This window comes from Antiquaquibacter metalliresistens, assembly GCF_029211225.1.
GTDB lineage: Bacteria > Actinomycetota > Actinomycetes > Actinomycetales > Microbacteriaceae > Rhodoglobus > Rhodoglobus metalliresistens.
The window spans coordinates 28,395-53,172 of the sequence record NZ_JARGEM010000005.1; the positions used below are offsets into that span (position 1 = coordinate 28,395).

A 24,778-nucleotide genomic window follows, 5' to 3' on the forward strand; every position below is an offset into this window, starting at 1 on the left:
TTGGCGCACATGCTGTACGAGCACCAGGGTGCGAGACCCACAATCGATCCGACCGCGACCGTTGCACCGACGGCGGTCGTCAGCGGCGACGTGACGATCGGCGCCGACAGCCAGGTGCTGCACGGCGCGGTGATCACCGCCGAGGGCGGACCGATCGTGATCGGCGAGCACGTGATCGTGATGGAGAACGCGGTCATCCGCTCGAGCGCCGCCGATCCGGTGACGATCGGTGACCACTGCCTGATCGGCCCGCAGTCCTCGATCGCCGGTGCCGTGCTGGCCGATGAGGTCTTCATCGCCACCGGCGTGCGGATCTTCAACGGGGCCAGCATCGGTCGCGGCAGCGAGGTGCGCGTCAACGCGGTCGTGCACCTGCGCACGCCGCTGCCCGAGCACTCGACGGTGCCGATCGGCTGGGTCGCGGTGGGCGATCCCGCGCAGATCTTCTCGCCGGACCGCCACGAGGAGATCTGGGCGCTGCAGCAGGAGCTCGACTTTCCCGGGTACGTCTTCGGGCTCGACCGGGAGACCCCCGACCTCATGGTGCAGCTCACCGAACGCTACGCGGGCGGGCTCGCGCGCCACCGCGGGGACCGCCCGATCGAGCCCTGAGCCCCTGAGCCGGGCCGTGAGCCGTGAGCCCGGGCCCGGATGCGAGACTGGGCGCATGACCGAGGCCGTGACCCCGCCGCATCCCAAGCTCGACGAGCTCATCGCCACCCTCGAGCACCTGCGCGCCCCCGGCGGCTGCGCCTGGGACCGCGAGCAGACCCACGCCAGCCTCGTGCAGTACCTCGTCGAGGAGACCCACGAACTCGTGGACGCCATCGAGGCGGGGGATGACGCCGAGCTCGTCGAGGAACTCGGCGACGTGCTCTACCAGGTGCTGTTTCACGCCGACATCGCCGCCGAGGAGGGCCGCTTCACCCTCGAGGATGTCGCCGCGCACATGACCGCAAAGATGGTCGGCCGACACCCGCACGTGTTCGGCGACGCGATCGCGGAGACTCCGGACGCGGTGATGGCCAGCTGGGACCGGCTCAAGGCCGTGGAGAAGCCGGGTCGGGCCAGCGTGCTGGACGGCATCCCGCAGGGCATGCCCTCGCTCGCGCTCGCCGACAAGCTGCTCGGCCGCGCCGAGAAGGTCGGGGTCGCTCGCCAGGCCGCGGCGATCGCCGACACCGAGGAGCGGCTGGGGGAGGACCTGCTCGCGATGGTGGTCGCCGCGAAGGGCCAGGGCCTCGATGCCGAGCGGGCACTGCGCGGGGCGCTGCGGGTGCTGCAGGCGGACATCCGCGCCGCGGAGTGAGCGGGATGGTGCCCTTTCCAACCCGAATGGAAAGGGCACCGGAGGCACGGCAGGATTACCCGACCCGCCGGCCTCGCTGAGAGGGAAGCTCGCTACCCGATGCTTCACCGCCGCTCGGACACATCCTCGGAAAGAGCGGCACTCGATTCTACACGCGCGGGCGCCGACGCGTCGGGGCGTCGTCTGAGAGAATCGACGCATGGCCTCACCCGTGAACCCCCCGAGAGGCATGCGTGACTTTCTGCCCGCCGACAAGGCGCGCCGGGAGCGGGTGCTCTCGGTGATCCGCTCGAGCTTCGCGGCGCACGGTTTCGACGAGATCGAGACCCCGTCGGTCGAGGACAGCGACCGCCTGCACGCCGGCCTCGGCGGCGACAACGAGAAGCTCGCCTTCGCGGTGATGAAGCGCGGGCTCACCGTCGAGGATCTGCGCGCCGCCGACGAGCCGCTCGACCTCGCCGATCTCGGGCTGCGGTTCGATCTCACCGTGCCGCTCGCGCGGTTCTACGCCTCGCACCGCGCCGAGCTGCCGACCGTTTTCCGCTCGATTCAGATCGGGCCCGTCTGGCGCGCCGAACGTCCGCAGAAGGGTCGCTTCCGCCAGTTCGTGCAGTGCGACATCGACATCATCGGCGAGGCGGGTCCGCTCGCCGAGATCGAGCTCATCACCGCGACCGCGGCGACCCTTGACGCCCTGGGGCTCAGCGAGTGCACCGTGCGAGTGAACGACCGACGTCTGATCACGAGCGCGCTCACGGTGCTCGGGTTCCCGCTCGAGACGCACCCCGCGGCCCTGATCACGATCGACAAGCTCGACAAGGTCGGCCAGGACGGCGTGGTCGCCGAACTGCGCGAGCGCGACTTCCCCGCGGCAGCGGTGGATGCGCTGGAGGCGTTCTTCCAGCGGCCCATGACGATGGAGTTCCTGCCGTTCGGCGAGCGGAGCATCCGCAGGCTGCTGCCCGAGGGCGTCGACGACGCGGCCATCGCCGCCCTCGCCGCGATCGGTCACGCGGTGGAGGAGGGGCGCGGCAGCGATCCGCACCACCCCCTGGTGCGCTTCGACCCGTGGCTGGTACGCGGCATGGGCTACTACACCGGCACCATCTTCGAGATCGAGCACCCCTCCCTCGGCTACTCGCTCGGCGGCGGCGGACGCTACGACGGCATGATCGGGCGCTTCCTCGGCACGGATGTCCCCGCCGCCGGCTCCTCGCTGGGCTTCGAGCGCCTCGTCGACCTCGTCGACCTGCCCGCGGTCACCGGCGCCGAGGGCGTCGCCCTGGTGCACGACCGCGACGTGACCCCCGCGACGCTCGTCGCGCTGCAGGCCGCCCTCGTGGCCGAAGGACGGCGCGTGCGGTTGATCACCCGCCCGCGCAATCTCGCGCCGGTGCTCGACCAGCTCGCCGCATCCGGTTTCGGGGAGTTCGCGTTCGTGAGCGCCGACAGCACCGTCGACGACCTCGAGTTCAAGCCGCTGTCTTGACGCGGCGTTGTCCATATTGTTAACTACTTAACAATATGGACAACATCACGGAGAGCGTCGCGTTCAAGCTGCATCGTGTGACCGCGTTGATCGACCGCATCGCCGACGACTACCTGGCTCGTGAGCACGGCATCCACTACGCCCCGTTCCTCGTGCTGCTCATGGCGCGGGTGCTCGGCCCGACCTCCCAGCAGCGCATCGCGGCGAACCTCGGCGTCTCCCGCGCGTCGATCACGCAGCGCGTCGGCGGACTCGTGCAGCAGGGCCTGCTCGTCGTCGAACCCGACCCGGCGGATGCCCGCGCCAACCTCGTGCGGCTGACCGAGTCCGGCGACGCCCTGTTCGAGCGAGCATGGTCGGGCCTCGAGCGCCATCAGAGCGGCCTCGACGACGGCGTGGACGAGTCGGCGCTCGTGGCCCAGCTCGACCGCATCCTCGTCAACGGCGCGACGATCGAGGGGCGGTCGTGAGACTCCTCGAGCTCGGCGATCCGAGCGGTTCACCCCTGGTCTTCCTGCATGGCGGCAACGTCGCTGGCTGGATGTGGGGGCTGCAGGTGCCCGCCTTCGGGCACCATCGCGTGCTCGTCCCCGACCTGCCCGGCTTCGGGGCGAGCAACGATCAGGCGTGGGACTCCATCGCCGGTGCGGCGGACGAACTCGCCGAGCAGCTGCCGGACGGCTGTCACGTGGTGGGGCTCTCGCTCGGCTCGGCGGTCGCGATCGAACTGGCGGCCCGGCATCCCGGCCGCGTGGCGGACCTCATGCTCGCGAGCGCGCAGGTCGCGCCGCCATCCCGCGGAGTGCGTGCGCTGAGCCGGGTCATGCTGGCCTTCTGGGACCGTCGGGGATTCTGGAGCGCGCTGGCCCGCTCCTACGGTCTGCGCGGCGACGATGCCGCGCTGTTCATCGAGACCGGCCTCGGCATCCGCCGCGAGACCGCACTGGCCGTCTTCGACGAGGTGAGCGCCGGCACGCCCGCCGCGTCGATCGCGGCGATCGAAGCGCCGACGCTCGCGGTGGCGGGGGAGCGGGATCGTGGCGCCGTCGCCTCGCTGTCGCTGCTACCGAGTGCGGTCCGCGCGATCGCACCGGGCGTCGGGCATCAGTGGAACCTGGAGAGCCCCCAGCTCTTCAACGCCGTGCTGCGGCACTGGCTCGAGCGCCGGCAGGCGCATCCCTCGCTCAGGGCGGTCACGTCGCCGGAGTAGGATTCAGGCGGACATCCACCACTTACGTCCCGTCCTGAAGGAGAACACCCAGTGGCTTTGATCGAGGCAGTCGGCGCTCGCGAGATTCTTGATTCCCGGGGCAACCCGACCGTCGAGGTCGAGGTGCTGCTCGAAGACGGCACGGTCTCCCGTGCCGCGGTGCCCTCGGGTGCCTCTACCGGTGCCTTCGAGGCCTACGAACTGCGCGACGGCGACAAGCACCGCTACCTCGGCAAGGGCGTGCTGAAGGCCGTCGACGCCGTGCTCGACACGATCGGCCCCGCCATCGAGGGCATCGACGCCGCCGACCAGCGCATCATCGACCAGGTCATGATCGACCTTGACGGCACCGACAACAAGAAGGCCCTCGGCGCCAACGCGATCCTCGGCGTCTCCCTCGCGGTCGCGAAGGCCGCAGCCGACTCCGCCGACCTGCCGCTGTTCCGCTACCTCGGCGGGCCCAACGCCCACACTCTGCCGGTGCCGATGATGAACATCATCAACGGCGGGGCGCACGCGGACACCGCGCTCGACATCCAGGAGTTCATGGTGCTGCCGATCGGCGCCGAGACCTTCGCCGACGCGCTGCGCTGGGGTGCCGAGGTCTACCACGCGCTGAAGGGCGAGCTGAAGAAGGCCGGCCAGAACACCGGTCTCGGCGACGAGGGCGGCTTCGCCCCCGACCTGCCGGGTGCCCGTGCCGCGCTCGACTTCATCGTCAAGGCGATCGAGACGGCCGGCTTCACCCCGGGCAAGGACTTCGCCCTCGGCCTGGATGTCGCGGCCACCGAGTTCTTCGCCGACGGCGTGTACACCTTCGAGCAGCAGACCCTCACCGGCGAGCAGCTCACCGACTTCTGGGTGAAGCTCGTCGCCGACTACCCGCTCGCGACGATCGAAGACCCGCTCGCCGAGGACGACTGGGAGGGCTACGTGCACCTCACGGGCCAGCTCGGTTCGAAGGTGCAGATCGTCGGCGACGACCTGTTCGTCACCAACCCGACCCGCCTGAAGAAGGGCATCGAGCTCGGCGCCGCCAATTCGATCCTCGTCAAGGTCAACCAGATCGGCACCCTCTCGGAGACCCTGGATGCCGTGGCCATGGCCCAGCGCGCCGGCTACACCGCAGTGATCTCGCACCGCTCCGGTGAGACCGAGGACACCACGATCGCCGACATCGCGGTCGCCACGGACGCCGGCCAGATCAAGACGGGTGCACCGGCTCGCTCCGACCGCGTCGCCAAGTACAACCAACTGCTGCGCATCGAGGAGGAGCTGGGCGAGGCCGCGGTCTACGCCGGTGCCTCGGCGTTCCCGCGCTTCACGGCCTGAGAGTCCGCGGTGATCGAGCCTGTCGAGATCTCGGCGGGCTCGATCGCCGGTTAAGCTCGTTCGCATGGCGCGGCGCACGACGACGAAGGTGGCCGCGAGGCTTCCGGAGGAGAGCGCGCCCGAGCACTGGTTGCGCAACATCCGTTTCTCCAGCTTCTCGCTGCTCATGCTCGGGCTGCTCATCCTCGCCGTCATCGTGCTCGCCCCGAACCTGCGCATCTTCGTGGAGCAGCGACAGCAGATCGCGGCGCTGCAGGCGACGGTCGATGAGGCGCAAGCGTCGGTCGACGACCTCACCGACGACGTCGCGCGCTGGGACGACCCCGCCTACATCGAGTCGCAGGCGCGCGAGCGGCTGTTCTACATCCTGCCCGGCGACATCAGCTACCTGGTCACCGGTGACGAGGGCATCGTGACCACCGACGAGGGACTGCCGATCTCCGACACGATCCAGACCACCCAGGTCGACTGGCTGCGCTCGCTGCTGTCGTCCGTCTACACCTCGGGGCTCACCGATGCCCCGCCGGAAAAGCTCGAGGGAGGGCTGCAGTGACCCGCCCGCCGTTCGAGCCCCCGACCGACGAGGACGTGCGCATCGTCTCGATGCAGCTCGGCCGACCCGCGCGCGATGTCGTCGGCATCGCGGCGCGCTGCGTCTGCGGCGCGCCCACGGTCGTCTCCACCCGGCCGCGGCTCTCCGACGGCACCCCGTTCCCCACCTTCTACTACCTCACGCATCCCGCGGCGACGGCGGCCGTCTCGACGCTCGAGGCGGAGGGGCGGATGCCGCAACTGGCGGCACTGCTCGAGGGCGACACCGCTGCGGCATACCGGACCGCGCACGAGCAGTACCTCGCGGACAGGAACTCCGTGCTCGAGGTCGAGGAGATCGCCGGCATCTCCGCCGGCGGCATGCCCGACCGCGTGAAGTGCCTGCACGCGCTCGTCGGTCACGCCCTCGCGGCCGGTCCGGGGGTCAACCCGATCGGTGACCTCGCGCTCGCCGAGGCCGCGTGGAGTCCCGAGCGCTGCGAGTGCCCGGACTACGAACGGACCGCCCCGTGAGGCGCCGCGTCTCCGCGGCCGTCGCGCTCGGCATCCTCGCGAGCCTGCTCGTCGCCGCCCCCGCGAGCGCCGACCAGGTGCGCGATCAGGAGTACTGGCTCGACGACTACGGCATCCGCACGGCCTGGAACACCACGCATGGCGCCGGTGTGACGATCGCGATCATCGACACGGGCGTCGACGGCAGCGTGCCCGAGCTCGCCGGTGCGGTCGTGGGCGGAGCGGACTTCTCCGGCCTGGGTTCCTCGAACGGTCAGAAGCCGGTCGGTTCCGATGGCAGCGAGCACGGCACGATGGTGGCCTCCCTCGCCGTGGGGCGCGGCACCGGAGCGAACGCGGGCGTGATCGGGGCGGCGCCCGCGGCATCCGTGCTCTCGATCTCGATCGGATTCGGCGAGGGGTCGACGAGCTCCGACGAGCAGATCGCGCAGGCCGTGCGGTACGCGGTCGATCAGGGTGCCGACGTCATCAACATGTCGCTGACCCGCAACACCCGCGACTGGCCCGAGAGCTGGGACGACGCCTTCCTCTACGCCATGGAGCACGACGTGGTGGTGGTCGCGGCCGCGGGCAACCGGGGCAGCGGCACCACGGAGGTCGGCGCCCCCGCCACCATGCCCGGGGTGCTCACCGTGGGGGGGGTCGACGTGAGCGGGCAGGCGAGTTTCGACGCGTCATCCCAGGGCATCACCATCGGGGTGTCCGCGCCCAGCGAGGACCTCGTCGGCGTCGTGCCCGGCGGCGACCACGTGCTCTGGAACGGCACCAGCGGGGCGACCCCGATCGTGGCCGGCATCGTCGCACTGGTGCGGGCGGCGCATCCGGAACTCGACGCCGCCAACGTCATCAACCGCGTCATCGCCACCGCCCACGACGCTGGTGCGCCCGGTGCCGATCCGATCTACGGCTTCGGACTCGTGGATGCCGCGGCCGCCGTCACCGCGAACGTGCCCGCGGTCACCGCGAACCCCATGGGCGACCTCGCCGAGTGGATCACCATCTACCGGCGCGCCGAGTCCACGCCGGTACCGGTGCCGACCCGCACCTCGGTGGCTCCTGTGCTGCCCGAGGTCGCCGCACCCCCGGCGAGCCCACTCGGCACGCTGTTGCCCACGGTGAACCTGCTGCGCAACGTGGGGGTTCCGCTCGGCGTCGTGGTGTTGTTCCTCGGCCTGTTCGCGACGATCCTCGTGCTCGGCGTGCGGCGTGCGAAGGCGGCACGCGGAACGGAGTAGATTGGGGTCTTACGTTCCCTGAGGAGAGACCACCACTCGTGCCCAGAATCCTGATCGTCGGCGGCGGCTATGCCGGTTTCTACACCGCACTGAAGCTGGAGAAGTGGCTCTCCCGCGGCGAAGCGCAGGTCACCATGGTTGACCCGCTGCCGTACATGACGTACCAGCCCTTCCTGCCCGAGGTCGCGGCCGGCTCCATCGAGCCCCGCCACGCGGTCGTGCATCACCGCCGGCACTTGCACAAGACCGAGGTCATCACGGCGAAGGTCACCAACATCGATCACGCGCGCAAGGTCGCCACGATCACGCCTGCGCTCGGTGAGCCGTGGGAGTTCGCGTACGACATCGTTGTGGTCACGGCCGGAGCGGTCAGCCGCACGTTCCCGATCCCGGGTGTCGCGGATGTCGCGATCGGCATGAAGAACATCGAGGAGGCCGTCGCGGTCCGCGACCGGCTGCTGACCAACTTCGACAAGGCATCCAACCTGCCGGCGGGGCCGGAGCGCGACCGCCTGTTGACGTTCGTCGTCGTCGGCGGGGGATTCGCGGGCATCGAGGTGTTCGGCGAGCTGCGGGCGATCGCCTCGTACCTCATCCGGTTCTACCCGACCCTGTCGTTCGAGGACACGCACTTCCACCTCATCGAGGCCATGGGCCGCATCATGCCCGAGGTGTCGCTGAAGACGAGCCAGTGGGTGATCAAGAACCTGGCCGAGCGCGGCGCGCAGATCCACCTCGACACCCAGCTGACCTCGGCGGTCGACGGCAAGGTCGAGCTGTCGACGGGCGAGAGCTTCGAGTCCGACACGATCGTGTGGACCGCCGGCGTGATGGCCAACCCGGTGCTGCGCAACACCGACCTGCCGCTCGAGGAGCGCGGTCGCCTCACGGTGCAGGCCGATCTGCGCGTCATCGACGCGAAGGGGGATGTCGTGGCCGACGCCTGGGGCGCCGGCGACGTGTGCGCCGTGCCCGACCTCACCGGTGACGGCGTTGGCGGCTTCTGCGTGCCGAACGCCCAGCACGCCGTGCGCCAGGGCAAGCTCATGGCCAAGAACATCGTGGCGAGCCTGCGCGGTGAGTCGCCGAAGGACTACTTCCACAAGAACCAGGGCGCGGTTGCGGGCATCGGTCTGAACCACGGCGTGTTCCAGTCCGGTCGCATCGCGGTCAAGGGTTACCTCGCCTGGGTGATGCACCGCGGCTACCACGGCCTCGCGATCCCGATGTGGGAGCGCAAGATCCGGGTCTTCGTCGGCTGGGTGCTGAACTTCCTGCTGCGGCGCGACACCGTCTCGCTCGAGGCCCGCATCCACCCGCGCGCCGCGTTCGCGGAGTTCGCCGCGCGCCCGAAGGGCGCCGGGCAGACCAACGCGGCAGGCGCGCCAATGCCCATGGGCGGCAACCCCTCCAAGCGCTGACACGCGGGCGCGTGCGAGACTGGGGCGCACGCCCCGGCCCGCTCGGGGTCCCTCCCCGGTGACGGGGTCTCGCCCCGGTAGCCCAATTGGCAGAGGCAGGCGACTTAAAATCGCCGCAGTGTGGGTTCGAACCCCACCCGGGGTACACATCCCCGCCGACGCGTGCCCGCGCTCTCTCGCGCGTGATGTGGCGCGAGTTCGCCAGTTCTGTCGCCTCGGGCCCGCTGGAAGCGGCAGAAGTGGCGAACTCGGCGTCCGGCGGGGCGCGGGTGGGCCCGCGGGCGCGGCCCTTCGTGGGCGTTACGCTCGATCCGTGTCACGCGAACATGATGAGATCTCGCGACTGAGAGCGATCGCGTTCGGGCCGGGGAGTTCGGATGCGGAGCGCCGGGTCGCCACGCTCCGGCTGGACGCGCTCCGGCTCGGGGCGACCGAGGTCGCGAGCGCAGCAGCGGACGCCCTCGACACCGGGCTCGAGGATCCCACCGCAAGTGACGAAGCCACGGAGAGCGACGAAGCCACCGAACCGCCCGCGACCGAGGTCCATGCCCGCCACAGCCGGCGACGGTTCGTGGGCATCGGGCTCGCCGTGGTCGCGCTGATCGCGACGGTGTCGACCATCGCGATCGTGCGTGAGCAGCAGGACTCGCTCTCGGTGTTCGACCGTGCTCCAACCGAAGCGGACGCGCCGCCGAGCAGGTTCGCGCAACACCTCGACGTCGCTGGAGTTCGCTTCCTCGGAGAGGTAGAGGACCATCAAGTATTCGGATACCTCGGCGCTGCTGACCCCCATTTGGACGAGATTCTCGAAGAGGAACGGGTGTGCATGATGGTCACCTCGGGACAGTCGGCCGGCACTGTGTGCACCACCCGCGAGGAGTTCGATGTCAACGGGATCTCCATCGAGGACAAGGCGCTCGCTACCGGCGCCGACGGTGAGCAGAGGCGAGTGTCGTTTACCTGGGGTCCGATAGGGGGACTTCAGCACAGCATCCACACCCTGCCCCCGCGCGAGTCGCTCAAGGACCTGCTCGAGAACGAGCCGACCGATCTCGACCGCGAAGGGCTGCGCCACCTGCTGGAACCCGACCAGATCGTGGCCGAGACCATTCGCAGAGTCGTGGACTACCAGGACCTGGGCGTGTGGCTATATCAGCCCGACGACGACCGTGTGTGCCTGCTCGTGGCGCAACGAAGCTCGTTCGCGGGGGATGTCGCGAGCGACTGCACGACGCTCGAAGCGTTCGCCGAATCCGGCCTCACCGTCGACTGGCCGGCCGATGGGCTCCAGCTGACCCTCGGTCCGGAACTGCGGGTGGCGGTGCGAGGGCTGCCGTGACGTGGTTTCGCGGCACAGCAGTTGCCCGACGGCCTCGATGCCGATCGCACGTTCGTGGTGTCGATCGACGGTCGGGCCGTTGCGCTCGCGGGTGGGCACGGGCAGTCGTACGAGACGATCGGCGGCACAGGCACTTCCGGGGGCGACACGTGAACCGACGTCAGGCCGGAGCGACCACCCGGATGCCCGCCGAGGTGGCTGCGCGGGCGAGCTCGGCGTCGTAGGTGGCGATCTCGTCGGCGCCGATCCGCAACGCGGTCGCCAGGTGGATCGCGTCGTTCGATCGCAGCGGGGCATGGGTGCCGGCCGAGAGCAGATCCCCCCGCGTCACATCCACCAGGGTGACGGCATCGACGACGGTCGTGATCGCCTCGACGGAGATGATCGCCGGGTTTCGCCCGGCCGCACAATGCAACTCGGTGTGCAGTAGCCAGGATGCCGCGAGCCGCCGGGACGGCTGCGCGAGTGCAGAGACGAGTGCCTCGGACTCGGCTTCCTCGACCACGAGTTTCATCGCGGCCGACGTGTCCAGGTACGTGAGGGTCACCAACGACCTCGGCTGTCCTCGAGCAACTCCCGTGAACTCACTGGCGAGACTCCGCGGATGATTGCGGCGAGGGCGCTCGCACCGGTTCGAGCAGGTCTAGCCTCGCCTCGAGCGATGAGGCCATCGAGTGGGTCGCCTCCAACCGGCACGATGAGCGCCGCCGGATGTCCGTTGTTGCTCACTCGCACCGTTTCCCCCGCTTCGACGCGACGCAGGATCTCGCCGCTTCGATTGCGCATCTCGCGATGTGTTACGGTCTCCATGCGCACAGCGTAGCACTGTGTAGCACGCATTGTCCGTCAGCCGCAGCAGCCTCCCGCGGCGTCGGTCGAGCACACCCCGGTCGCGGGCAGTACGAGCTCGACGGTGCGGGCCGCCGTGGCATCCCCGGCGAGCCATGCCGTGATCGAGCGCACCTGTTCGTATCCGGTCGCGAGCAGGAACGTGGGGGCACGGCCGTAGCTCTTCATGCCGGCGATGAAGAAGTTCGGCTCGGGCTGTTGAAGTTCCGCGAAGCCGTGCGGCTCGACGGTGCCGCAACTGTGCACGTTGGGATCGATGAGCGGCGCGAGCCGCACAGGGGCCTCCACGACGTCATCGAGGGCGAGGCGGATCTCGCGCAGCATCCCGAGATTCGGGCGGAAGCCGGTCGCGTTGACGAGGAGGTCGGTCGTCAGGCGCTCGAGGTCACCGCCTCGCAGGCCGGTGAGCTCCACCCGTCCGTCGCGGTCGGTGAGGCCGACGATCTCGAACCCGTCGGCGACCTCGATCGCACCCCGGTCGACGAGGTCGAGCACGCGGGTGCCGAGCGCGCCCCGGCGGGCCAGCTCGTCGCCGTCGCCGGTGAAGACGCGCGCCGCCGAGCGGTTGCGGATCACCCAGGTCACGCGCGTGTTCGGTTCCGCGTCGATGAGCGAGGCGAGGCTGATGAGCGTGTTCGCCGCCGAGTGCCCGGCGCCGACGACCGTGGTGTGCCGTCCCGCGAACCGCGCGCGGTCGACGCCGAGCACGTCGGGCAGGGCGTGCGTGACACGGTCGGCGACCTCGGCGAGCCCGAGCGGCTCGAGGCCGTTCGAGGCGAGGCTGTTCGGGGTGCGATAGGTGCCAGACGCGTCGATCACCGCGCGCGCCGCGAGTTCGCTGACGCTCCCGTCGCTCTCCCGCACGCGCAGCACGAAGGGCGTGGATGCCCGCCCCGCCGACCGCGTGCGGTCCATGCCCTGGCGGCTCACCGCATCCACCGTGACGCTCGTGCGGATACGGGCGCCGAGTGCCCGCGCCAGCGGCTCGAGGTACTCGGCCACGAGCTCAGTGCCGGTCGGTGCGGTGTCCGGGTCTCCGGGGGCGACCCAGTCCTCGGCCTCGAGCAGGCGGCGCGCGGCCGGATCGATGAGCTCGCGCCAGGCCGAGAACAGCCGGATGTGCCCCCACGCCCGCATGCTCGCGGCGACGTCGTCGCCAGCTTCGAGCACGACGGACTCGAGTCCGCGCTCGGTCAGGTGGGCGGCGGCAGCCAGGCCGATCGGGCCGGCCCCGATGATTGCGACGGGCAGGCCGTCGAGACGGGTGTCACGCACCACGGGCGCGGCGAGGTCGATGAGGGTCACGGTGCATCCTTCCGAATATCGATCACTGTCGATGAGTATGCGCGGCTCTATCGATGGTTGTCAATATCTATTACTATCGATGCATGAGTACCCCCACCCTGTTGCCCGTGATCGAGGCGGCGAACTGCTGCGCGCCCCTGACGCGAGACCCGCTCAGCGCGGAGCAGGCCGAGGATCTCGCCAGGGTGCTGAAGGCGATCGCCGACCCGGCGCGCCTCCGCATCGTGTCGATCATCGCCGCATCCGAGGGCCAGGAGGCGTGCGTCTGCGACCTGACGGAGCCACTCGACATCGGGCAACCCACCGTCTCGCACCACCTCAAGGTACTCACGGAGGCGGGCTTCCTTACCCGCTCCAAGCGCGGCACCTGGGCCTACTACGCGCTCGTGCCGGGCGCCCTGGACTCCCTGTCGCGGTTGCTCGTCACCGCCTGAATCCGCGCGCGCGGTGCCGATGCCGCCCAGCTCACCAAAGCGGAGGACGACACGCCGCTGCGGCGCGTGTCGAGCGCCCCTGTCGGCGCGCCGTCCTCCGAAATGGCGCGGGCCCGAACTGCGCGGGCCCGAAATGGCGCGGGCCCGAACTGCGCGGCCCGAACTGCGCGGCCCGAACTGCGCGGCCCGGACGGCGCGGGCCCGCGACCCTTGCCGCTCGGACGATTGTCTGGGACAGTTGACCCAGAACGGAGAGCATGGCGCGCATCCCACCGGCACAACGGCGCGAGCACCTCGTCGGGGCAGCCCTGCGAGTGATCGCGCGTGGTGGCGTGCCCGCCGCCACCACGCGGGCCATCGTCTCCGAGGCGGGGATGTCGCTGGCCAGCTTCCACTACGTGTTCCGGTCCCACGACGAGATGATGAGCGAACTCGTCGCCCACGTCGTCGGCGCTCAGCGCGAGTCGATTGCGACCGCCGTCGGCCCCGACCTGCGCACCTCGCTGCGGGCGGGCCTGCACACCTACCTCGAGATCATCGTGCGCGACCCCGTGCAGGAACTCGCGCTGCTCGAAATCATGCAATACGCGATGCGCACCCCCGGCCTCGAGCCGCTCGTGCGCCAGCAGTGGGCGAGCTATCGCGCCGCCGCCGAATCCCTCATCGTCGAGGCGGCCACCGCGGCGAACGCCTCGTGGACGGTGCCGGTCGCCGAGATCGCCCGCATGGTCATCACGATCACCGACGGTGTGACGCTCGGCTGGCTCGCCGACCGCGACGACGCGGCCGCCGCCCGAACCCTCGACCTCGCCGCGGACGCGCTCGCGGCCCTTGCAGAACCGACCGGAGCATCCACATGAACCTCACCCAGCCCACCGAAGCCAGCTGGCTCAACCCGGCGCGATACTGGGGCGGTCTCGCCGCCGCCACCGCCGAGCTCGACACGCCGTTCGGCGTCATCAGCCGGCCGGCCCTCGCCCACAACGCCCACGACATGCTGCGGCGAGCGAACGGCACCACCATCCGGGTCGCGAGCAAGTCGGTGCGGGTGCGCGGCGTGATCGACGCGGTGCTCGCCCTACCCGGTTTCGCCGGGGTGCTCTCCTACACGTTGCCGGAGGCGCTCTGGCTCGCCGAGACGATCGAGGATGTCGTGGTCGGCTACCCGAGCGTGGACCGCGCCGCGATCCGCACCCTCGGCACCGACCCGAAGCTCGCCCGACGCGTCACCCTCATGGTCGACTCCGTCGCCCAGCTCGACGTGGTGGATGCGGTGCTGCCGCCCGGCAAGCGCGAGCCGATCCGCGTCGCCATCGAACTGGACGCGTCATGGCGCTCCCGGCTGCTGGGCACACTGGGGGTGCACCGCTCGCCCGTGCACACCGTGGACGAGGCCCGCGCGCTCGCCGAGGCGATCCTCGCCCGCCCGGGCTTCCGGCTCGTCGGCATGATGGCCTACGAGGCCCAGATCGCCGGCGTCGTCAACCGCCCGCCGGGCAAGCCCGTGCTCGGCCGCGTGGTCGACTACATGCAGCGCAACTCGACGGCCGAGCTCCGCGAGCGCCGGGGTGCCGTCGTGGCGATGCTGCGGTCGCTGACCGAGCTCGAGTTCGTCAACGGCGGCGGCACAGGCTCGCTCGAACGCACCTCCGCCGACCCCTCGGTGACCGAGATCGCCGCGGGCAGCGGGCTGTTCGGCCCGCACCTGTTCGACTCCTACAGTCACTTCAGTCCGGCACCGGCGGCATCGTTCGCGCTCTCCGTGGTGCGCAAACCGAGCCCCGAGGTGGCGACGCTGCTCGGCGGCGGCTGGATCGCATCCGGCCCGCCGGCCCCCGACCGGATGCCCCAGCTCGCCTGGCCCGAAGGCCTCCACTACCTCGGCCGTGAGGGCGCCGGCGAGGTGCAGTCACCCGTCAGCGGCCCGCCCGCCCGCGACCTCGGCGTCGGGGACCGCGTCTGGTTGCGGCACACCAAGGCGGGCGAGCTCGCCGAGCACCTGCAGGAGTTCGCGGTCGTCGACGGCGACCGCATCGTCGAGACGATTCCGACCTACCGTGGAGAGGACAAGGCATTCCTATGAGCGTGATCGCACCGGGCGCCGCATGGCGCAACTGGGGTCGGTCGGAGGCGGCGACGCCCGAGTTCGTTGCGCGCGCGGCATCCATCGACGATGTCGTCGAGACCGTGCGGTTCGCGCGCGAGCGGGGCCTCACCGTGAAGCCGATCGGGGCGGGGCACAGCTTCACCGCGATCGCCGCGACCGAGGGCGTGCGGTTGGACATCGCCGCCATCGACGGCGTGCTCGGCGTCGATGGCGATCTCGTCACGCTCGGCGCCGGAACCAACCTGTATCAACTGCCGGCCCTGTTCGCGCCGCTGCGGTTGGCGCTGGAGAACATGGGCGACATCGATCGGCAGACCATCGTCGGCGCCACCTCGACCGGCACGCACGGCACCGGCGCGGCGTTCGGGGGGCTGGCCACGCGCATCCGCGCGGCGAAGCTCGTGACCGCGAACGGTGAGCTGCTGACCGTGAGCGCCACCGAGCACGCCGACCTGCTGCCCGCGGTCGCCCTCGGGCTCGGGGCGCTCGGCGTGCTCGTCGAGGTGACGGTCGAGTGCGTGCCGGAGTTCGTGCTGCACGCCCTCGAGAGGCCGGCACCCATCGACGAGGTGCTCGCGCAGTGGCCGGAGCGTCTTGCCACGAGCGATCACTTCGAGTTCTACGTCTGGCCGCACTCCGACCGCGTGCTGACCAAGACCAACACCCGCCTGCCCGGGGATGCCGAGCGCAAGCCCCTCGGCCCGGTGCGCGAGGCGCTCGAAGACGGATTCCTCGACAACGAGGTGTTCGGGATGCTCGTGGCGATCGGTCGCGCGTTCCCCGCCGCCATCCCGGGCATCAACCGCCTCGCAACCAACCTCTCCGGCAACCGGGAGTTCACCGACCGCTCGCCCGACGTGTTCACGAGTCCCCGGCGCGTGCGCTTCAAGGAGATGGAGTACGCGATCCCCGTCGAGGCGGTCCCCGAGGCCGTGCGGGCGGTGCGCGACCTCATCGACCGTAGGGGCTGGCGCATCGAGTTCCCGATCGAGGTGCGAGCCTCCGCGCCCGACGACCTGTGGCTCTCGACGGCCTCCGGGCGTGCGACCGGTTACATCGCGGTGCACCGCCACTGGCGCAAAGACCCGACCGAGTACTTCGCTGCGGTGGAGGACATCATGGTCGGCTTCGGCGGACGGCCGCACTGGGGCAAGATGCACACGCGGGATGCGGAGTACCTGGCGTCGGTGTATCCGCGGTTCGGCGACTTCCTCGCCGTGCGCGATCGGCTCGACCCCGACCGCCTGTTCGCGAACCCTTACCTCGACCGGGTGCTCGGACGATGAGCGACGCGACGTCGCTCGCGGCGAACCTGCCGCCCGGGTTCGTCATCGGGGCGGCGACCGCGGCGTTCCAGATCGAGGGCGCGGTGGACGAGGACGGTCGTGGTCGCTCGTCCTGGGACGAGTTCACCGAGCGCCCGGGTGCGATCATCGACGGCTCGAACGCCCGCGTCGCCACCGATCACTACCACCGCTATCCGGAGGACGTCGCGCTCATGCGCGAGCTCGGACTCGACGCCTACCGGTTCTCGCTGTCGTGGCCGCGCATCCAGCCGGGCGGTTCGGGGCCGGTCAACCCGAAGGGCATCGCCTTCTACGACCGGCTGCTCGACGAACTGCTCGCGGCCGGCATCCGGCCGATGGCCACGCTGTTCCATTGGGACACCCCGATCGAGTTGGAGCGCAAGGGCGGTTGGCGCAAGCGAGAGACCGCCGAGCGCTTCGGCGAGTATGCACGGATCGCGGGCGAGGCGTTCGGCGATCGCGTGGACTCCTGGGTGACCCTGAACGAGCCGGCGACGATCACGCTCGAGGGCTATGCGCTCGACCTGCACGCGCCTGGCCTCGGCAAGAGCCTGTCGGTGGTGCCCGTCTCCCGCAACCTGCTCATCGGCCACGGCCTGGCGGTGCAGGCGCTGCGCTCGGTTCCCGTGCGGGGTCGCATCGGCATCACCAACGTGCACACCGCCGTGGTGCCCGCCAGCGACTCGCCCGGCGACCGTGCCTACGCGCAGCTGTTCGACCACCTGCACAACCGCATCTTCGCCGACCCCGTGCTGCTCGGTCGCGACGCTGCGGTGCCGCGCGGCACCGGCGCGCTCGGGGCCGCACTGCGGCTGCTCACCCGCACCCGCAAGCGCGACCTCGAACTCATGTCGGTGCCGCTGGACTTCTACGGGCTCAACTACTACTTCCCGACCCGCGTCGCCGCCGGTCCGGCACCGGCGGGCACCGGAACGCCCGACGGCGTCTCCGAGGCGATGGATCGGGCGCCGTTCCACCTGAAGTCGTGGCCGGAGTTCCCGCAGACCGGGTTCGGCTGGCCCATCGCGCCCGACTACCTCGGGGTCGTGCTGGCACAGCTCGGCGAGCGCTACGGGGACCGCCTGCCACCCGTCGTCGTCACCGAGGGCGGTGCGAGCTTCGCCGACGTGCCGGATGCCGACGGCCGCGTCCACGACCAGGATCGCATCGACTACCTCGCGGCCCACATCGCGGTCGCGGCCGCCGGAGCCCCCGGCGTCGATGTCGGCGGGTACTTCATCTGGACGCTCATGGACAACTTCGAGTGGGCCGCCGGCTACACCCAGCGCTTCGGCATCGTGCACGTCGACTTCGACACCCTGAAGCGCACTCCCAAGTCGTCGTATGCATTCGTGCAGCAGTTGCTCAGGCAGCGGACATAGGCGGCACCGCGGCACTCGTCTATAGTTGGCGCCATGGAGATCCTCATCGTCATCGGCGTCATCGTGCTGCTCGTCGTCATCGTCGGCGGCTACCTGTGGGCCACCTACAACGGCCTGGTCACGCTCAACGTGCGCGTCGACGAGGCCTGGAGCGACATCACGGTGCAGCTCAAGCGCCGTGCTGACCTCATCCCGAACCTCATCGAGTCGGTCAAGGGCTATGCCGCCCATGAGAAGGCCGTCTTCGAGAACGTGACGAAGGCCCGCGCCGAGACCCTCAGCGCTCAGGGCCCCGCGGACGCCGCCGTCGCCGAGAACCACATGCAGGCGGCCCTCAAGTCGATCTTCGCGGTCGCGGAGGCGTACCCGCAGCTGCAGGCCAACCAGAACTACCTCCAGCTGCAGCAGGAACTCGTCGACACCGAGGACAAGATCCAGGCCAGCCGTCGCTTCTACAACGGTGGCGTGCGCGAGCTGAACACCAAGATCAAGGTCTTCCCGAACACGCTCTTCGTGCGCGGTCTCGGCTTCCACGAGCGCGAGTTCTTCGAGGTCGCCGACTCGGCCGCCATCGCGGAACCGCCCCGCGTTCAGTTCTGATTCTTCCTTCGGTGATCGGGCCCGCCGCCATCTCGGCAGGCTCGATCACCGTTCTCTTTCCGGAGGCCTCTCGATGTACCGCGCGATAGCCAAGAACAAGCGCAACACCGTCTTCATCATCATCCTGTTCGTGTTGATCATCGGCGCGCTGGGATGGCTCGCGAGCGCGATCTACAACGACATCACGATCGTCGTCATCACCCTGGTGGTCTCGACCGCGTATGCGCTGTTCCAGTACTTCGCGGCGAGCGGGCTGGCGATCACCATGAGCGGTGCGCGGCAGATCCAGAAGGCCGACAACCCGCGGCTGTATCGCATCGTCGAGAACCTCGCGATCACCGAGGGCATGCCGATGCCGAAGGTCTACATCGTGCCGGATGCCGCGCCCAACGCCTTCGCGACCGGTCGCGACCCGCAGCACGCCTCCGTGGCGGCGACCACCGGCATCCTCGATCTGCTCACCGACGACGAGCTCGAGGGCGTCATGGCGCACGAGCTCGGGCACGTCAAGAACTACGACATCCGCGTCTCGATGATCGTCTTCGGTCTCGTGGTCGCGGTCGGCTTCATCGCCGACATGTTCCTGCGCTTCGCGTTCTTCGGGCGCAATAACAACAACAACAATCCCGTGGTGCTGGTCTTCGGCCTCGTCGCGTTCCTGGTGGCGCCGCTCGTGGCCGCCGTGGTGCAGGCCGCGGTGTCCCGGCAGCGCGAGTACCTCGCCGACGCGACCGGTGCACTCACCACGCGGCATCCCGATGCCCTCGCTTCGGCGCTCGGGAAGATCGGCGCCTACGGCCGCCCCATGGTGCGGCAGAACTCGACGATGGCGCACATGTGGTTCAGCGACCCGATGAAGCCCGGGTTCATGGACCGGCTGTTCGCCACCCACCCGCCCATCGCCGAGCGCATCAAGCGGCTCGGGCAGATCGGCAGCGGGTTCTAGGGGCCTGCCCTCCGGAGCGTCGCGCCCGGTCTCGTCGACGGTACGCACTCACCCACGCGCGCTGCGATGCGGTGGGTGCGCAACTGCACGGATCCGCCTCGACACGCCGCGCAGGCGCGGTGACACGCCCGTGCCCCGACGGAATGCGTGCACGACGCTGCGCGCTGCGCGGTGCACGACCGATGCGGACGCGCCCCAAGCGCACCTACCCCAACGCCGCACGCAGACCGGCTGCGAGGTCTCCCCACTCCGCGACCTCGATGCGCTCCAGCCCCTGCCATGCCGCCGTCTGCCGCAGCAGTGCGGTCACCCGATCCAGGTCGACGGATGCCCCGGGCTCCCGCCACGCGGACTGCACCCGCAGCACCCCCGCCTGCCGATCGGACTTGAGGTCGATGCGTCCCACGAGCGCCTCGTCGATCAGCAACGGCATCGTGTAGTACCCGTACTTGCGCTGCGGTGCCGGCGTGTAGATCTCGATGCGGTAGTGGAAGCCGAACATCCGCAGCGCCCGGTCGCGCTCCCAGACGATGGGATCGAAGGGGGAGAGCAGCGCGGCCGCCTCGACGCGGCGGGGGATTCGGGCATCCCGGTGCAGGTAGGCGGGGGCATCCCAGCCGCGCACCGTCACCGGAAGGAGTTCGCCCGCATCGACGAGGTCGCGGATGGCTGCTTTGGTGGGCGCCTGGAGCAGCCGGTAGTAGTCGGCGATGTCGCCGACCGTACCCACCCCCAGGGCGCGGGAGCCGAGTCGCACGAGTTCGCGCACCGCGTCGTTCTTCGACACCTCCCGACCCAGAAGTTCGGGGGAGACGTGCCGCTCCGCGAGGTCGTATCGCCGCTCGAATCGGGTGCGTCCCGCGACGACCACCTCGCCCCAGAAGAACAGGGTCTCGAGTCCGGTCTTGACGTCCGACCACCCCCACCACGGTCCCTTGCGTCGGTTGGCGTCGTGCTCGACCTGGCCCGCGGTGAGCGGACCCTTCTCGCGCAGTTCGGCGCGCAGGAAGTCGAGCATCTGCGGGTTCTCGGTCGCCCAGGGCAGGAAGTGCTTGTCTCCGCGCCACTTCTCCATCGCCCAGTGCCACAGCGGTCGATGCTCGAGCGGGATGACCGCGGCCTGGTGAGCCCAGTACTCGGTGTATCCGGACCGGGGCGAGAAGGTCAACCGATCGAGCAGCGTCTTGTCGTACGGCCCCAGCCGCGCGTAGAGCGGCAGATAGTGGCTGCGCTCGAACACGTTCACCGAGTCGAGCTGCAGCACCGCGAGCCGCTTCAGCGCGAGATTCAACTGACGGGTGCCGACCGTGGCCGGCGGCCTGCCGAAGCCCTGGGCGGCGAGGGCGATGCGTCGCGCCTGCTCAGCGGAGATGCTCTCGACCACGCCTTCGACGATAGCGGCGGGTGCAGACATGCCCCGTTCGCCGGGCGTTCACCCGCGGGATGCCATCAGGGCATCCGGCGTGAATAGCGTCGCGGAGGAGGCATCCGGTTTCCTCTGCCCGCAACACAGCGCGGGCGACCGGAGCCCGATGGAGGAACCCTTGTTCACGAAGCGCATCCTCGTGGGTGCGGCGCTCGTCGCCGCGACCGCGATCACGCTCAGCGCCTGCAGCACGTCCGCTCCCGCCGGTGACGTCGACGCCGCCACCGCCACCGACATCTCGGCGTTCGGCGACCTGGCCGGCCTCGAGGCCGCCGCCAAGGCCGAGGGCGCCCTCAACGTCATCGCCCTCCCGCGCGACTGGGCCAACTACGGCGAGATCCTCGACCTGTTCGCCGAGCGCTACCCGGAGATCACGATCACCGAGGCCAGCCCCGACGCGTCGAGCGCCGAGGAGATCCAGGCCGCGCAGAGCCTCGCCGGTCAGGACACCGCGCCCGACGTGTTCGACGTCGGCCTCGCGGTCGCGCTCGCGAACACCGACCAGTTCGCGCCCTACAAGGTGCAGAACTGGGCCGACATCCCGGACGCGCTCAAGGAGGCCTCGGGCCTGTTCGTCGGTGACTACGGCGGCTACATGTCGGTCGGCTACGACCCCGACGCGGTGCCGGCTCCCGAGTCCCTGCAGGACCTGCTCGGCGCCGACTACGTCGGCAAGGTCGCCATCAATGGCGACCCGACCCAGGCCGGTGCGGCGTTCGCCGCGGTCGGCATGGCGACCGTGCAGAACGACGGCACCCTGGACGACTTCCAGGCTGGCATCGACTTCTTCCACGAGCTGAACGCCGCCGGCAACTTCCTGAAGATCGACCCGACCGACGCGACCATCGCCTCGGGTGAGACCCCCGTCGTCTTCGACTGGGACTACCTGAACGCGGGCTACGCGGCGGGCCTCGAGGGCCAGCGCAACTGGGAGGTCGTGGTCTTCCCCGGCACCGCCTACGCCGGCTACTACAACCAGGCCGTGAACGTGGACGCTCCGCACCCCGCGGCCGCGCGCCTCTGGCAGGAGTTCCTCTACAGCGACGAGGTGCAGAACCTCTGGCTGAAGGGTGGCGCCCGCCCGGTGCGTGCCGACGCCATGGCGGCGGCCGGCACGATCGACGAGGACCTCTTCGCGGCACTGCCCGTGGTCGAGGGTGAGACGGTCGTTCCGACGGCCGAGCAGAGCGAGGCCGCCGGCGCGCTCCTCGGCGAGAAGTGGGCAGCTGCTGTCCAGTAACACCACCGCAGCCGGTGCCCCGCGACGCATTCGTCGCGGGGCACCGCTGGTGCGGTACCTCGGTCTGGCGCCCTTCGGCGTCTATGTTCTGCTCTTTCTTGGGTTGCCCACGGTGCTCGCCGTGCTCACCGGCCTGTTCGACGGCGACGGCGCGTTCACGTTCGACAACCTCACCGCGCTCGGCGACCCCGTCATCCTCACCACGTTCTGGAACTCGATCTGGCTCTCGGCCCTCACGGCCGTCATCGGCGCCGTGATCGGTGCGATCGTCTGCTACGCGCTCATCGAGACCAAACCCGATGGGGCCCTGCGCTCGATCGTCGACTCGGCCAGCGGTGTGCTCGCCCAGTTCGGCGGCGTGATGCTCGCGTTCGCATTCGTGTCGCTCATCGGCGTGCAGGGGCTGCTGCGCGTCATCCTGCTAAACCAGTTCGGCATCGACATCTTCGCCGAAGGGGTCTGGCTGTATGAGGTTCCCGGGCTCGTGCTGCCCTACATCTACTTCCAGGTACCGCTCATGATCATCGTCTTCCTGCCGGCCCTCGAGGCGCTCAAGCCGCAGTGGTCGGAGGCGAACGCGACCCTCGGCGGCACGCGACGCACCTACTGGTGGCGCATCGGCATCCCGGTGCTGCTGCCCTCGTTCATCGGCTCGCTGCTGCTGCTGTTCGCCAACTCGTTCTCCTCGTATGCGACCGCCGCAGCGCTCACCAGTCAGGGGCAGGGAATCGTGCCGTTGCAGATCCGCGCCGCGCTCACGAGCGAGACGGTGCTCGGCCGCGAGAACCTCGCCGGCGCACTGGCGCTCGGGATGATCGTGGTGATGGCCGTCGTGATGGTGCTGTACTCCCAGCTCGAGCGCCGCGCTTCGAGGTGGCAGCGATGAGCCGCGAGGTCGTGCGGCACTCGCCGGCGCCCAGCCGTGTCACGCGCTGGGTGATCCTCGGCGTCGTCGGTCTGATCTTCGCCCTGCCGATGATCAGCATGGTGGAGTTCACGCTGCGCGGCGGGCTCGCGGGCGGGTACACGTTCGACCGCTGGATCGCCGTGTTCACCGGCCAGCTCGGTCCCGAGTACCGGCAGCTGTGGGTGGCGATCGGCAACTCGCTCGTGCTCGCCGCCGTCACGGTGGCCATCATGCTCGTGCTGCTCGTGCCGACGATGGTGCTCGTCAAGCTGTCGTTCCCGCACCTGCGCCGACTGCTGGAGTTCGTCTGCCTGCTGCCCATCACGATCCCCGCGATCGTGCTCGTCGTCGGTCTCGCACCGGTCTACAGCGTGGTCTCGCGCATCTTCGGCAGCGGCGTGTGGACCCTGGCCTTCGCATACGGCGTGCTCGTGCTGCCCTACGCCTACCGGGCGATCCAGTCGAACCTCGACTCGATCGACGTCAAGACGCTCAGCGAGGCCGCGCGCTCCCTCGGGGCCGGCTGGCCCACGGTGCTGCTGCGGGTGATCGTGCCCAACCTGCGGCGAGGGCTGCTCGCCGCGTCGTTCATCTCCGTCGCGGTGGTGCTGGGCGAGTTCACGATCGCGTCGCTGCTGAACCGGGTGAACCTGCAGACCGCGCTGCTGCTCACCAGCAAGGCGGACCCGTTCATCGCGGCCATCTTCGCCTTGCTGTCGCTGCTCTTCGCCTTCCTCCTGCTTCTCATCATCGGTCGAGTCGGTTCGACCTCACGTAAAGGTGCCAAATGACCAACAGCATCCCCATCGCACCGGCGATCAGCGCCGAGCCGCTCGCCGGCGCCACCGTCGAACTCGCCGGAGTCGTGAAGTCGTTCGCGGGGCACCGGGCGCTCAACTCGATCGACCTCGCCATCCGGCCGGGGGAGTTCGTGGCACTGCTCGGCCCCTCCGGCTGCGGCAAGACCACGGCGCTGCGCGCGCTGTCGGGGCTCGAGGGCATCGACGAGGGCCGCATCCTCATCGACGGCGAGGATGTCGCGGACGTGCCCACCAACAAGCGCGACATGGGCATGGTCTTCCAGTCCTACTCCCTGTTCCCGCACATGACCGTGCTCGAGAACGTCGAGTTCGGGCTCAGGATGCGCAAGGTCCCCGCGGCACAGCGGCGCGTGCGCGCCGCCGAAGCCCTCGAGATGGTCGGCCTCGGTCACCTGGGGGCCCGGTTCGCCCACCAGCTCTCCGGCGGCCAGCAGCAGCGCGTCGCGCTCGCCCGCGCCCTGGTCACGCGTCCGCGCGTGCTGCTGCTCGATGAGCCGCTGAGCGCGCTCGACGCCAAGGTGCGCGTGCAGCTGCGCGAGGAGATCCGCCGCATCCAGACCGAGCTCGGCATCACGACCGTCTTCGTCACCCACGACCAGGAGGAGGCGCTCGCCGTCGCCGACCGGGTCGCGGTCATGCGCGACGGCGTCATCGAGCAGATCGGTACCCCCGAGGAGCTCTACACCACGCCCTCGAGCGCGTTCGTCGCCGACTTCGTCGGGTTGAGCAACCGCGTCGCGGCCGAGGTCGTGGGCGGCAAGGTGCTCGTGCACGGTGCCGAGCTCGAGCTGCTCGGTCCCCGCCTGGCCGACGGACCGGTCACCGCCTACGTGCGCCCCGAGGATGTCACGATCGAGAGTGCCCGCAGCAAGGGCATCCCCGCCGTCGTCGTCGCCTCGAGCTTTCTGGGGTCGCTGCGCCGCACCCAGGTGCGGCTCGACGACGACTCATTGCTGTCGGTGCAGCACGAGGTCGACACGAGACTCGAGCCCGGCACCGAGGTCAAGCTGCGCTTGAAGGGGGCGCCGGTTTCGGCGGTATCGCGCGCCTAGAC

Annotated in this window: 26 protein-coding genes and 1 tRNA gene; 23 read left to right on the forward strand and 4 right to left on the reverse strand. The window is 69.9% G+C overall.

What is annotated here, in order from left to right; translation table 11 throughout:
- Positions 1–9: 9 nt before the first annotated feature.
- The 12 genes from PYV02_RS10105 to PYV02_RS10160 all read left to right on the forward strand — a co-directional run bounded on the left by PYV02_RS10105 (position 10) and on the right by PYV02_RS10160 (position 10,400).
- The gene (locus tag PYV02_RS10105; RefSeq protein ID WP_275758762.1) at positions 10–612 is read left to right on the forward strand and encodes a gamma carbonic anhydrase family protein; all 603 of its coding nucleotides are present in this window, start codon (positions 10–12) and stop codon (positions 610–612) included.
- A 55-nt stretch (positions 613–667) separates the two neighbouring features.
- The gene (locus PYV02_RS10110) at positions 668–1,309 is read left to right on the forward strand and encodes a nucleoside triphosphate pyrophosphohydrolase (protein ID WP_275758764.1); all 642 of its coding nucleotides are present in this window, start codon (positions 668–670) and stop codon (positions 1,307–1,309) included.
- Between the two features lie 199 nt (positions 1,310–1,508).
- Complete coding sequence (locus tag PYV02_RS10115; RefSeq protein WP_275758766.1) at positions 1,509–2,798, forward strand: histidine--tRNA ligase; 1,290 nt, start codon at positions 1,509–1,511, stop codon at positions 2,796–2,798.
- Between the two features lie 35 nt (positions 2,799–2,833).
- On the forward strand, positions 2,834–3,268 hold the full coding sequence (locus tag PYV02_RS10120) for a MarR family winged helix-turn-helix transcriptional regulator (RefSeq protein ID WP_275758768.1): 435 nt from the start codon (positions 2,834–2,836) through the stop codon (positions 3,266–3,268).
- Positions 3,265–4,008 (forward strand): alpha/beta fold hydrolase, encoded by a 744-nt coding sequence (locus PYV02_RS10125; RefSeq protein WP_275758769.1) that lies wholly within the window; start codon positions 3,265–3,267, stop codon positions 4,006–4,008. Before PYV02_RS10120 ends, PYV02_RS10125 begins: the two co-directional genes overlap by 4 nt.
- Positions 4,009–4,059: 51 nt before the next feature.
- Positions 4,060–5,340 carry a phosphopyruvate hydratase gene (gene eno, locus PYV02_RS10130; RefSeq protein ID WP_275758771.1) on the forward strand — a complete coding sequence of 427 codons (1,281 nt, stop codon included), beginning with the start codon at positions 4,060–4,062 and terminating at the stop codon, positions 5,338–5,340.
- Positions 5,341–5,404: 64 nt separating this feature from the next.
- Positions 5,405–5,893 (forward strand): FtsB family cell division protein, encoded by a 489-nt coding sequence (locus PYV02_RS10135; RefSeq protein ID WP_275758773.1) that lies wholly within the window; start codon positions 5,405–5,407, stop codon positions 5,891–5,893.
- Positions 5,890–6,405 (forward strand): DUF501 domain-containing protein, encoded by a 516-nt coding sequence (locus PYV02_RS10140; RefSeq protein WP_275758775.1) that lies wholly within the window; start codon positions 5,890–5,892, stop codon positions 6,403–6,405. Before PYV02_RS10135 ends, PYV02_RS10140 begins: the two co-directional genes overlap by 4 nt.
- Positions 6,402–7,640 (forward strand): S8 family serine peptidase, encoded by a 1,239-nt coding sequence (locus PYV02_RS10145; protein WP_275758777.1) that lies wholly within the window; start codon positions 6,402–6,404, stop codon positions 7,638–7,640. Before PYV02_RS10140 ends, PYV02_RS10145 begins: the two co-directional genes overlap by 4 nt.
- A gap of 38 nt (positions 7,641–7,678) precedes the next feature.
- On the forward strand, positions 7,679–9,061 hold the full coding sequence (locus PYV02_RS10150) for an NAD(P)/FAD-dependent oxidoreductase (protein WP_275758779.1): 1,383 nt from the start codon (positions 7,679–7,681) through the stop codon (positions 9,059–9,061).
- A gap of 71 nt (positions 9,062–9,132) precedes the next feature.
- Positions 9,133–9,206: transfer RNA gene (locus PYV02_RS10155), tRNA-Leu, on the forward strand.
- Positions 9,207–9,374: 168 nt separating this feature from the next.
- Positions 9,375–10,400 (forward strand): hypothetical protein, encoded by a 1,026-nt coding sequence (locus tag PYV02_RS10160; RefSeq protein WP_275758781.1) that lies wholly within the window; start codon positions 9,375–9,377, stop codon positions 10,398–10,400.
- Positions 10,401–10,560: 160 nt separating this feature from the next.
- Here the strand turns inward: PYV02_RS10160 and PYV02_RS10165 are convergent, their stop codons facing one another.
- Genes PYV02_RS10165 through PYV02_RS10170 form a run of 3 tightly spaced genes read right to left on the reverse strand, consistent with a single transcriptional unit; the run spans position 10,561 to position 12,554 of the window.
- The gene (locus PYV02_RS10165; RefSeq protein ID WP_275759167.1) at positions 10,561–10,947 is read right to left on the reverse strand and encodes a type II toxin-antitoxin system VapC family toxin; all 387 of its coding nucleotides are present in this window, start codon (positions 10,945–10,947) and stop codon (positions 10,561–10,563) included.
- Positions 10,944–11,240 carry a type II toxin-antitoxin system Phd/YefM family antitoxin gene (locus PYV02_RS15395; RefSeq protein ID WP_420833614.1) on the reverse strand — a complete coding sequence of 99 codons (297 nt, stop codon included), beginning with the start codon at positions 11,238–11,240 and terminating at the stop codon, positions 10,944–10,946. Before PYV02_RS15395 ends, PYV02_RS10165 begins: the two co-directional genes overlap by 4 nt.
- A gap of 6 nt (positions 11,241–11,246) precedes the next feature.
- Entirely contained in the window at positions 11,247–12,554 is a 1,308-nt protein-coding gene (locus PYV02_RS10170; RefSeq protein WP_275758783.1) for an FAD-dependent oxidoreductase, read from the reverse strand.
- A gap of 83 nt (positions 12,555–12,637) precedes the next feature.
- Between PYV02_RS10170 and PYV02_RS10175 the strand changes: the two genes are divergently transcribed.
- The 7 genes from PYV02_RS10175 (at position 12,638) to PYV02_RS10205 (ending at position 19,330) form a co-directional block, all read left to right on the forward strand.
- Complete coding sequence (locus PYV02_RS10175; RefSeq protein WP_275758784.1) at positions 12,638–12,988, forward strand: ArsR/SmtB family transcription factor; 351 nt, start codon at positions 12,638–12,640, stop codon at positions 12,986–12,988.
- Positions 12,989–13,245: 257 nt separating this feature from the next.
- Positions 13,246–13,848 carry a TetR/AcrR family transcriptional regulator gene (locus PYV02_RS10180; protein ID WP_275758786.1) on the forward strand — a complete coding sequence of 201 codons (603 nt, stop codon included), beginning with the start codon at positions 13,246–13,248 and terminating at the stop codon, positions 13,846–13,848.
- Complete coding sequence (locus PYV02_RS10185; protein ID WP_275758788.1) at positions 13,845–15,071, forward strand: amino acid deaminase/aldolase; 1,227 nt, start codon at positions 13,845–13,847, stop codon at positions 15,069–15,071. Before PYV02_RS10180 ends, PYV02_RS10185 begins: the two co-directional genes overlap by 4 nt.
- 2 nt (positions 15,072–15,073) lie before the next feature.
- Entirely contained in the window at positions 15,074–16,381 is a 1,308-nt protein-coding gene (locus PYV02_RS10190; protein ID WP_420833625.1) for a D-arabinono-1,4-lactone oxidase, read from the forward strand.
- Positions 16,378–17,784 (forward strand): GH1 family beta-glucosidase, encoded by a 1,407-nt coding sequence (locus tag PYV02_RS10195; RefSeq protein ID WP_275758792.1) that lies wholly within the window; start codon positions 16,378–16,380, stop codon positions 17,782–17,784. The genes PYV02_RS10190 and PYV02_RS10195 overlap by 4 nt, the downstream gene beginning before the upstream one ends.
- A 33-nt stretch (positions 17,785–17,817) precedes the next feature.
- Complete coding sequence (locus PYV02_RS10200; RefSeq protein ID WP_275758795.1) at positions 17,818–18,384, forward strand: LemA family protein; 567 nt, start codon at positions 17,818–17,820, stop codon at positions 18,382–18,384.
- A 73-nt stretch (positions 18,385–18,457) separates the two neighbouring features.
- Positions 18,458–19,330, forward strand: coding sequence for a M48 family metallopeptidase (locus PYV02_RS10205; RefSeq protein ID WP_275758796.1), 873 nt, complete (start codon positions 18,458–18,460; stop codon positions 19,328–19,330).
- 205 nt (positions 19,331–19,535) lie between these two features.
- Here the strand turns inward: PYV02_RS10205 and PYV02_RS10210 are convergent, their stop codons facing one another.
- Positions 19,536–20,714, reverse strand: a complete 1,179-nt coding sequence (locus PYV02_RS10210) for a winged helix-turn-helix domain-containing protein (protein ID WP_275758798.1) — start codon at positions 20,712–20,714, stop codon at positions 19,536–19,538.
- A gap of 148 nt (positions 20,715–20,862) precedes the next feature.
- Here PYV02_RS10210 and PYV02_RS10215 point away from each other — a divergent pair, with 148 nt between their 5' ends.
- Genes PYV02_RS10215 through PYV02_RS10230 form a run of 4 tightly spaced genes read left to right on the forward strand, consistent with a single transcriptional unit; the run spans position 20,863 to position 24,776 of the window.
- Entirely contained in the window at positions 20,863–21,996 is a 1,134-nt protein-coding gene (locus tag PYV02_RS10215) for an ABC transporter substrate-binding protein (protein ID WP_275758799.1), read from the forward strand.
- On the forward strand, positions 21,986–22,882 hold the full coding sequence (locus tag PYV02_RS10220; protein WP_420833626.1) for an ABC transporter permease: 897 nt from the start codon (positions 21,986–21,988) through the stop codon (positions 22,880–22,882). Before PYV02_RS10215 ends, PYV02_RS10220 begins: the two co-directional genes overlap by 11 nt.
- Complete coding sequence (locus PYV02_RS10225) at positions 22,879–23,694, forward strand: ABC transporter permease (RefSeq protein ID WP_275758801.1); 816 nt, start codon at positions 22,879–22,881, stop codon at positions 23,692–23,694. The genes PYV02_RS10220 and PYV02_RS10225 overlap by 4 nt, the downstream gene beginning before the upstream one ends.
- Entirely contained in the window at positions 23,691–24,776 is a 1,086-nt protein-coding gene (locus PYV02_RS10230; protein ID WP_275758803.1) for an ABC transporter ATP-binding protein, read from the forward strand. The genes PYV02_RS10225 and PYV02_RS10230 overlap by 4 nt, the downstream gene beginning before the upstream one ends.
- Positions 24,777–24,778: the final 2 nt, after the last annotated feature.

Bases quoted from the DNA above. Each gene is read 5' to 3' on its own strand.
- PYV02_RS10105 (WP_275758762.1), top strand. From the start codon at position 10: ATGCTGTACGAGCACCAGGGTGCGAGACCCACAATCGATCCGACCGCG.
- PYV02_RS10110 (WP_275758764.1), top strand. From the start codon at position 668: ATGACCGAGGCCGTGACCCCGCCGCATCCCAAGCTCGACGAGCTCATC.
- PYV02_RS10115 (WP_275758766.1), top strand. From the start codon at position 1,509: ATGGCCTCACCCGTGAACCCCCCGAGAGGCATGCGTGACTTTCTGCCC.
- PYV02_RS10120 (WP_275758768.1), top strand. From the start codon at position 2,834: ATGGACAACATCACGGAGAGCGTCGCGTTCAAGCTGCATCGTGTGACC.
- PYV02_RS10135 (WP_275758773.1), top strand. From the start codon at position 5,405: ATGGCGCGGCGCACGACGACGAAGGTGGCCGCGAGGCTTCCGGAGGAG.
- PYV02_RS15395 (WP_420833614.1), bottom strand. From the start codon at position 11,240: ATGCGTGCTACACAGTGCTACGCTGTGCGCATGGAGACCGTAACACAT.
- PYV02_RS10175 (WP_275758784.1), top strand. From the start codon at position 12,638: ATGAGTACCCCCACCCTGTTGCCCGTGATCGAGGCGGCGAACTGCTGC.
- PYV02_RS10180 (WP_275758786.1), top strand. From the start codon at position 13,246: ATGGCGCGCATCCCACCGGCACAACGGCGCGAGCACCTCGTCGGGGCA.
- PYV02_RS10185 (WP_275758788.1), top strand. From the start codon at position 13,845: ATGAACCTCACCCAGCCCACCGAAGCCAGCTGGCTCAACCCGGCGCGA.
- PYV02_RS10195 (WP_275758792.1), top strand. From the start codon at position 16,378: ATGAGCGACGCGACGTCGCTCGCGGCGAACCTGCCGCCCGGGTTCGTC.
- PYV02_RS10200 (WP_275758795.1), top strand. From the start codon at position 17,818: ATGGAGATCCTCATCGTCATCGGCGTCATCGTGCTGCTCGTCGTCATC.
- PYV02_RS10205 (WP_275758796.1), top strand. From the start codon at position 18,458: ATGTACCGCGCGATAGCCAAGAACAAGCGCAACACCGTCTTCATCATC.
- PYV02_RS10215 (WP_275758799.1), top strand. From the start codon at position 20,863: ATGGAGGAACCCTTGTTCACGAAGCGCATCCTCGTGGGTGCGGCGCTC.
- PYV02_RS10225 (WP_275758801.1), top strand. From the start codon at position 22,879: ATGAGCCGCGAGGTCGTGCGGCACTCGCCGGCGCCCAGCCGTGTCACG.
- PYV02_RS10230 (WP_275758803.1), top strand. From the start codon at position 23,691: ATGACCAACAGCATCCCCATCGCACCGGCGATCAGCGCCGAGCCGCTC.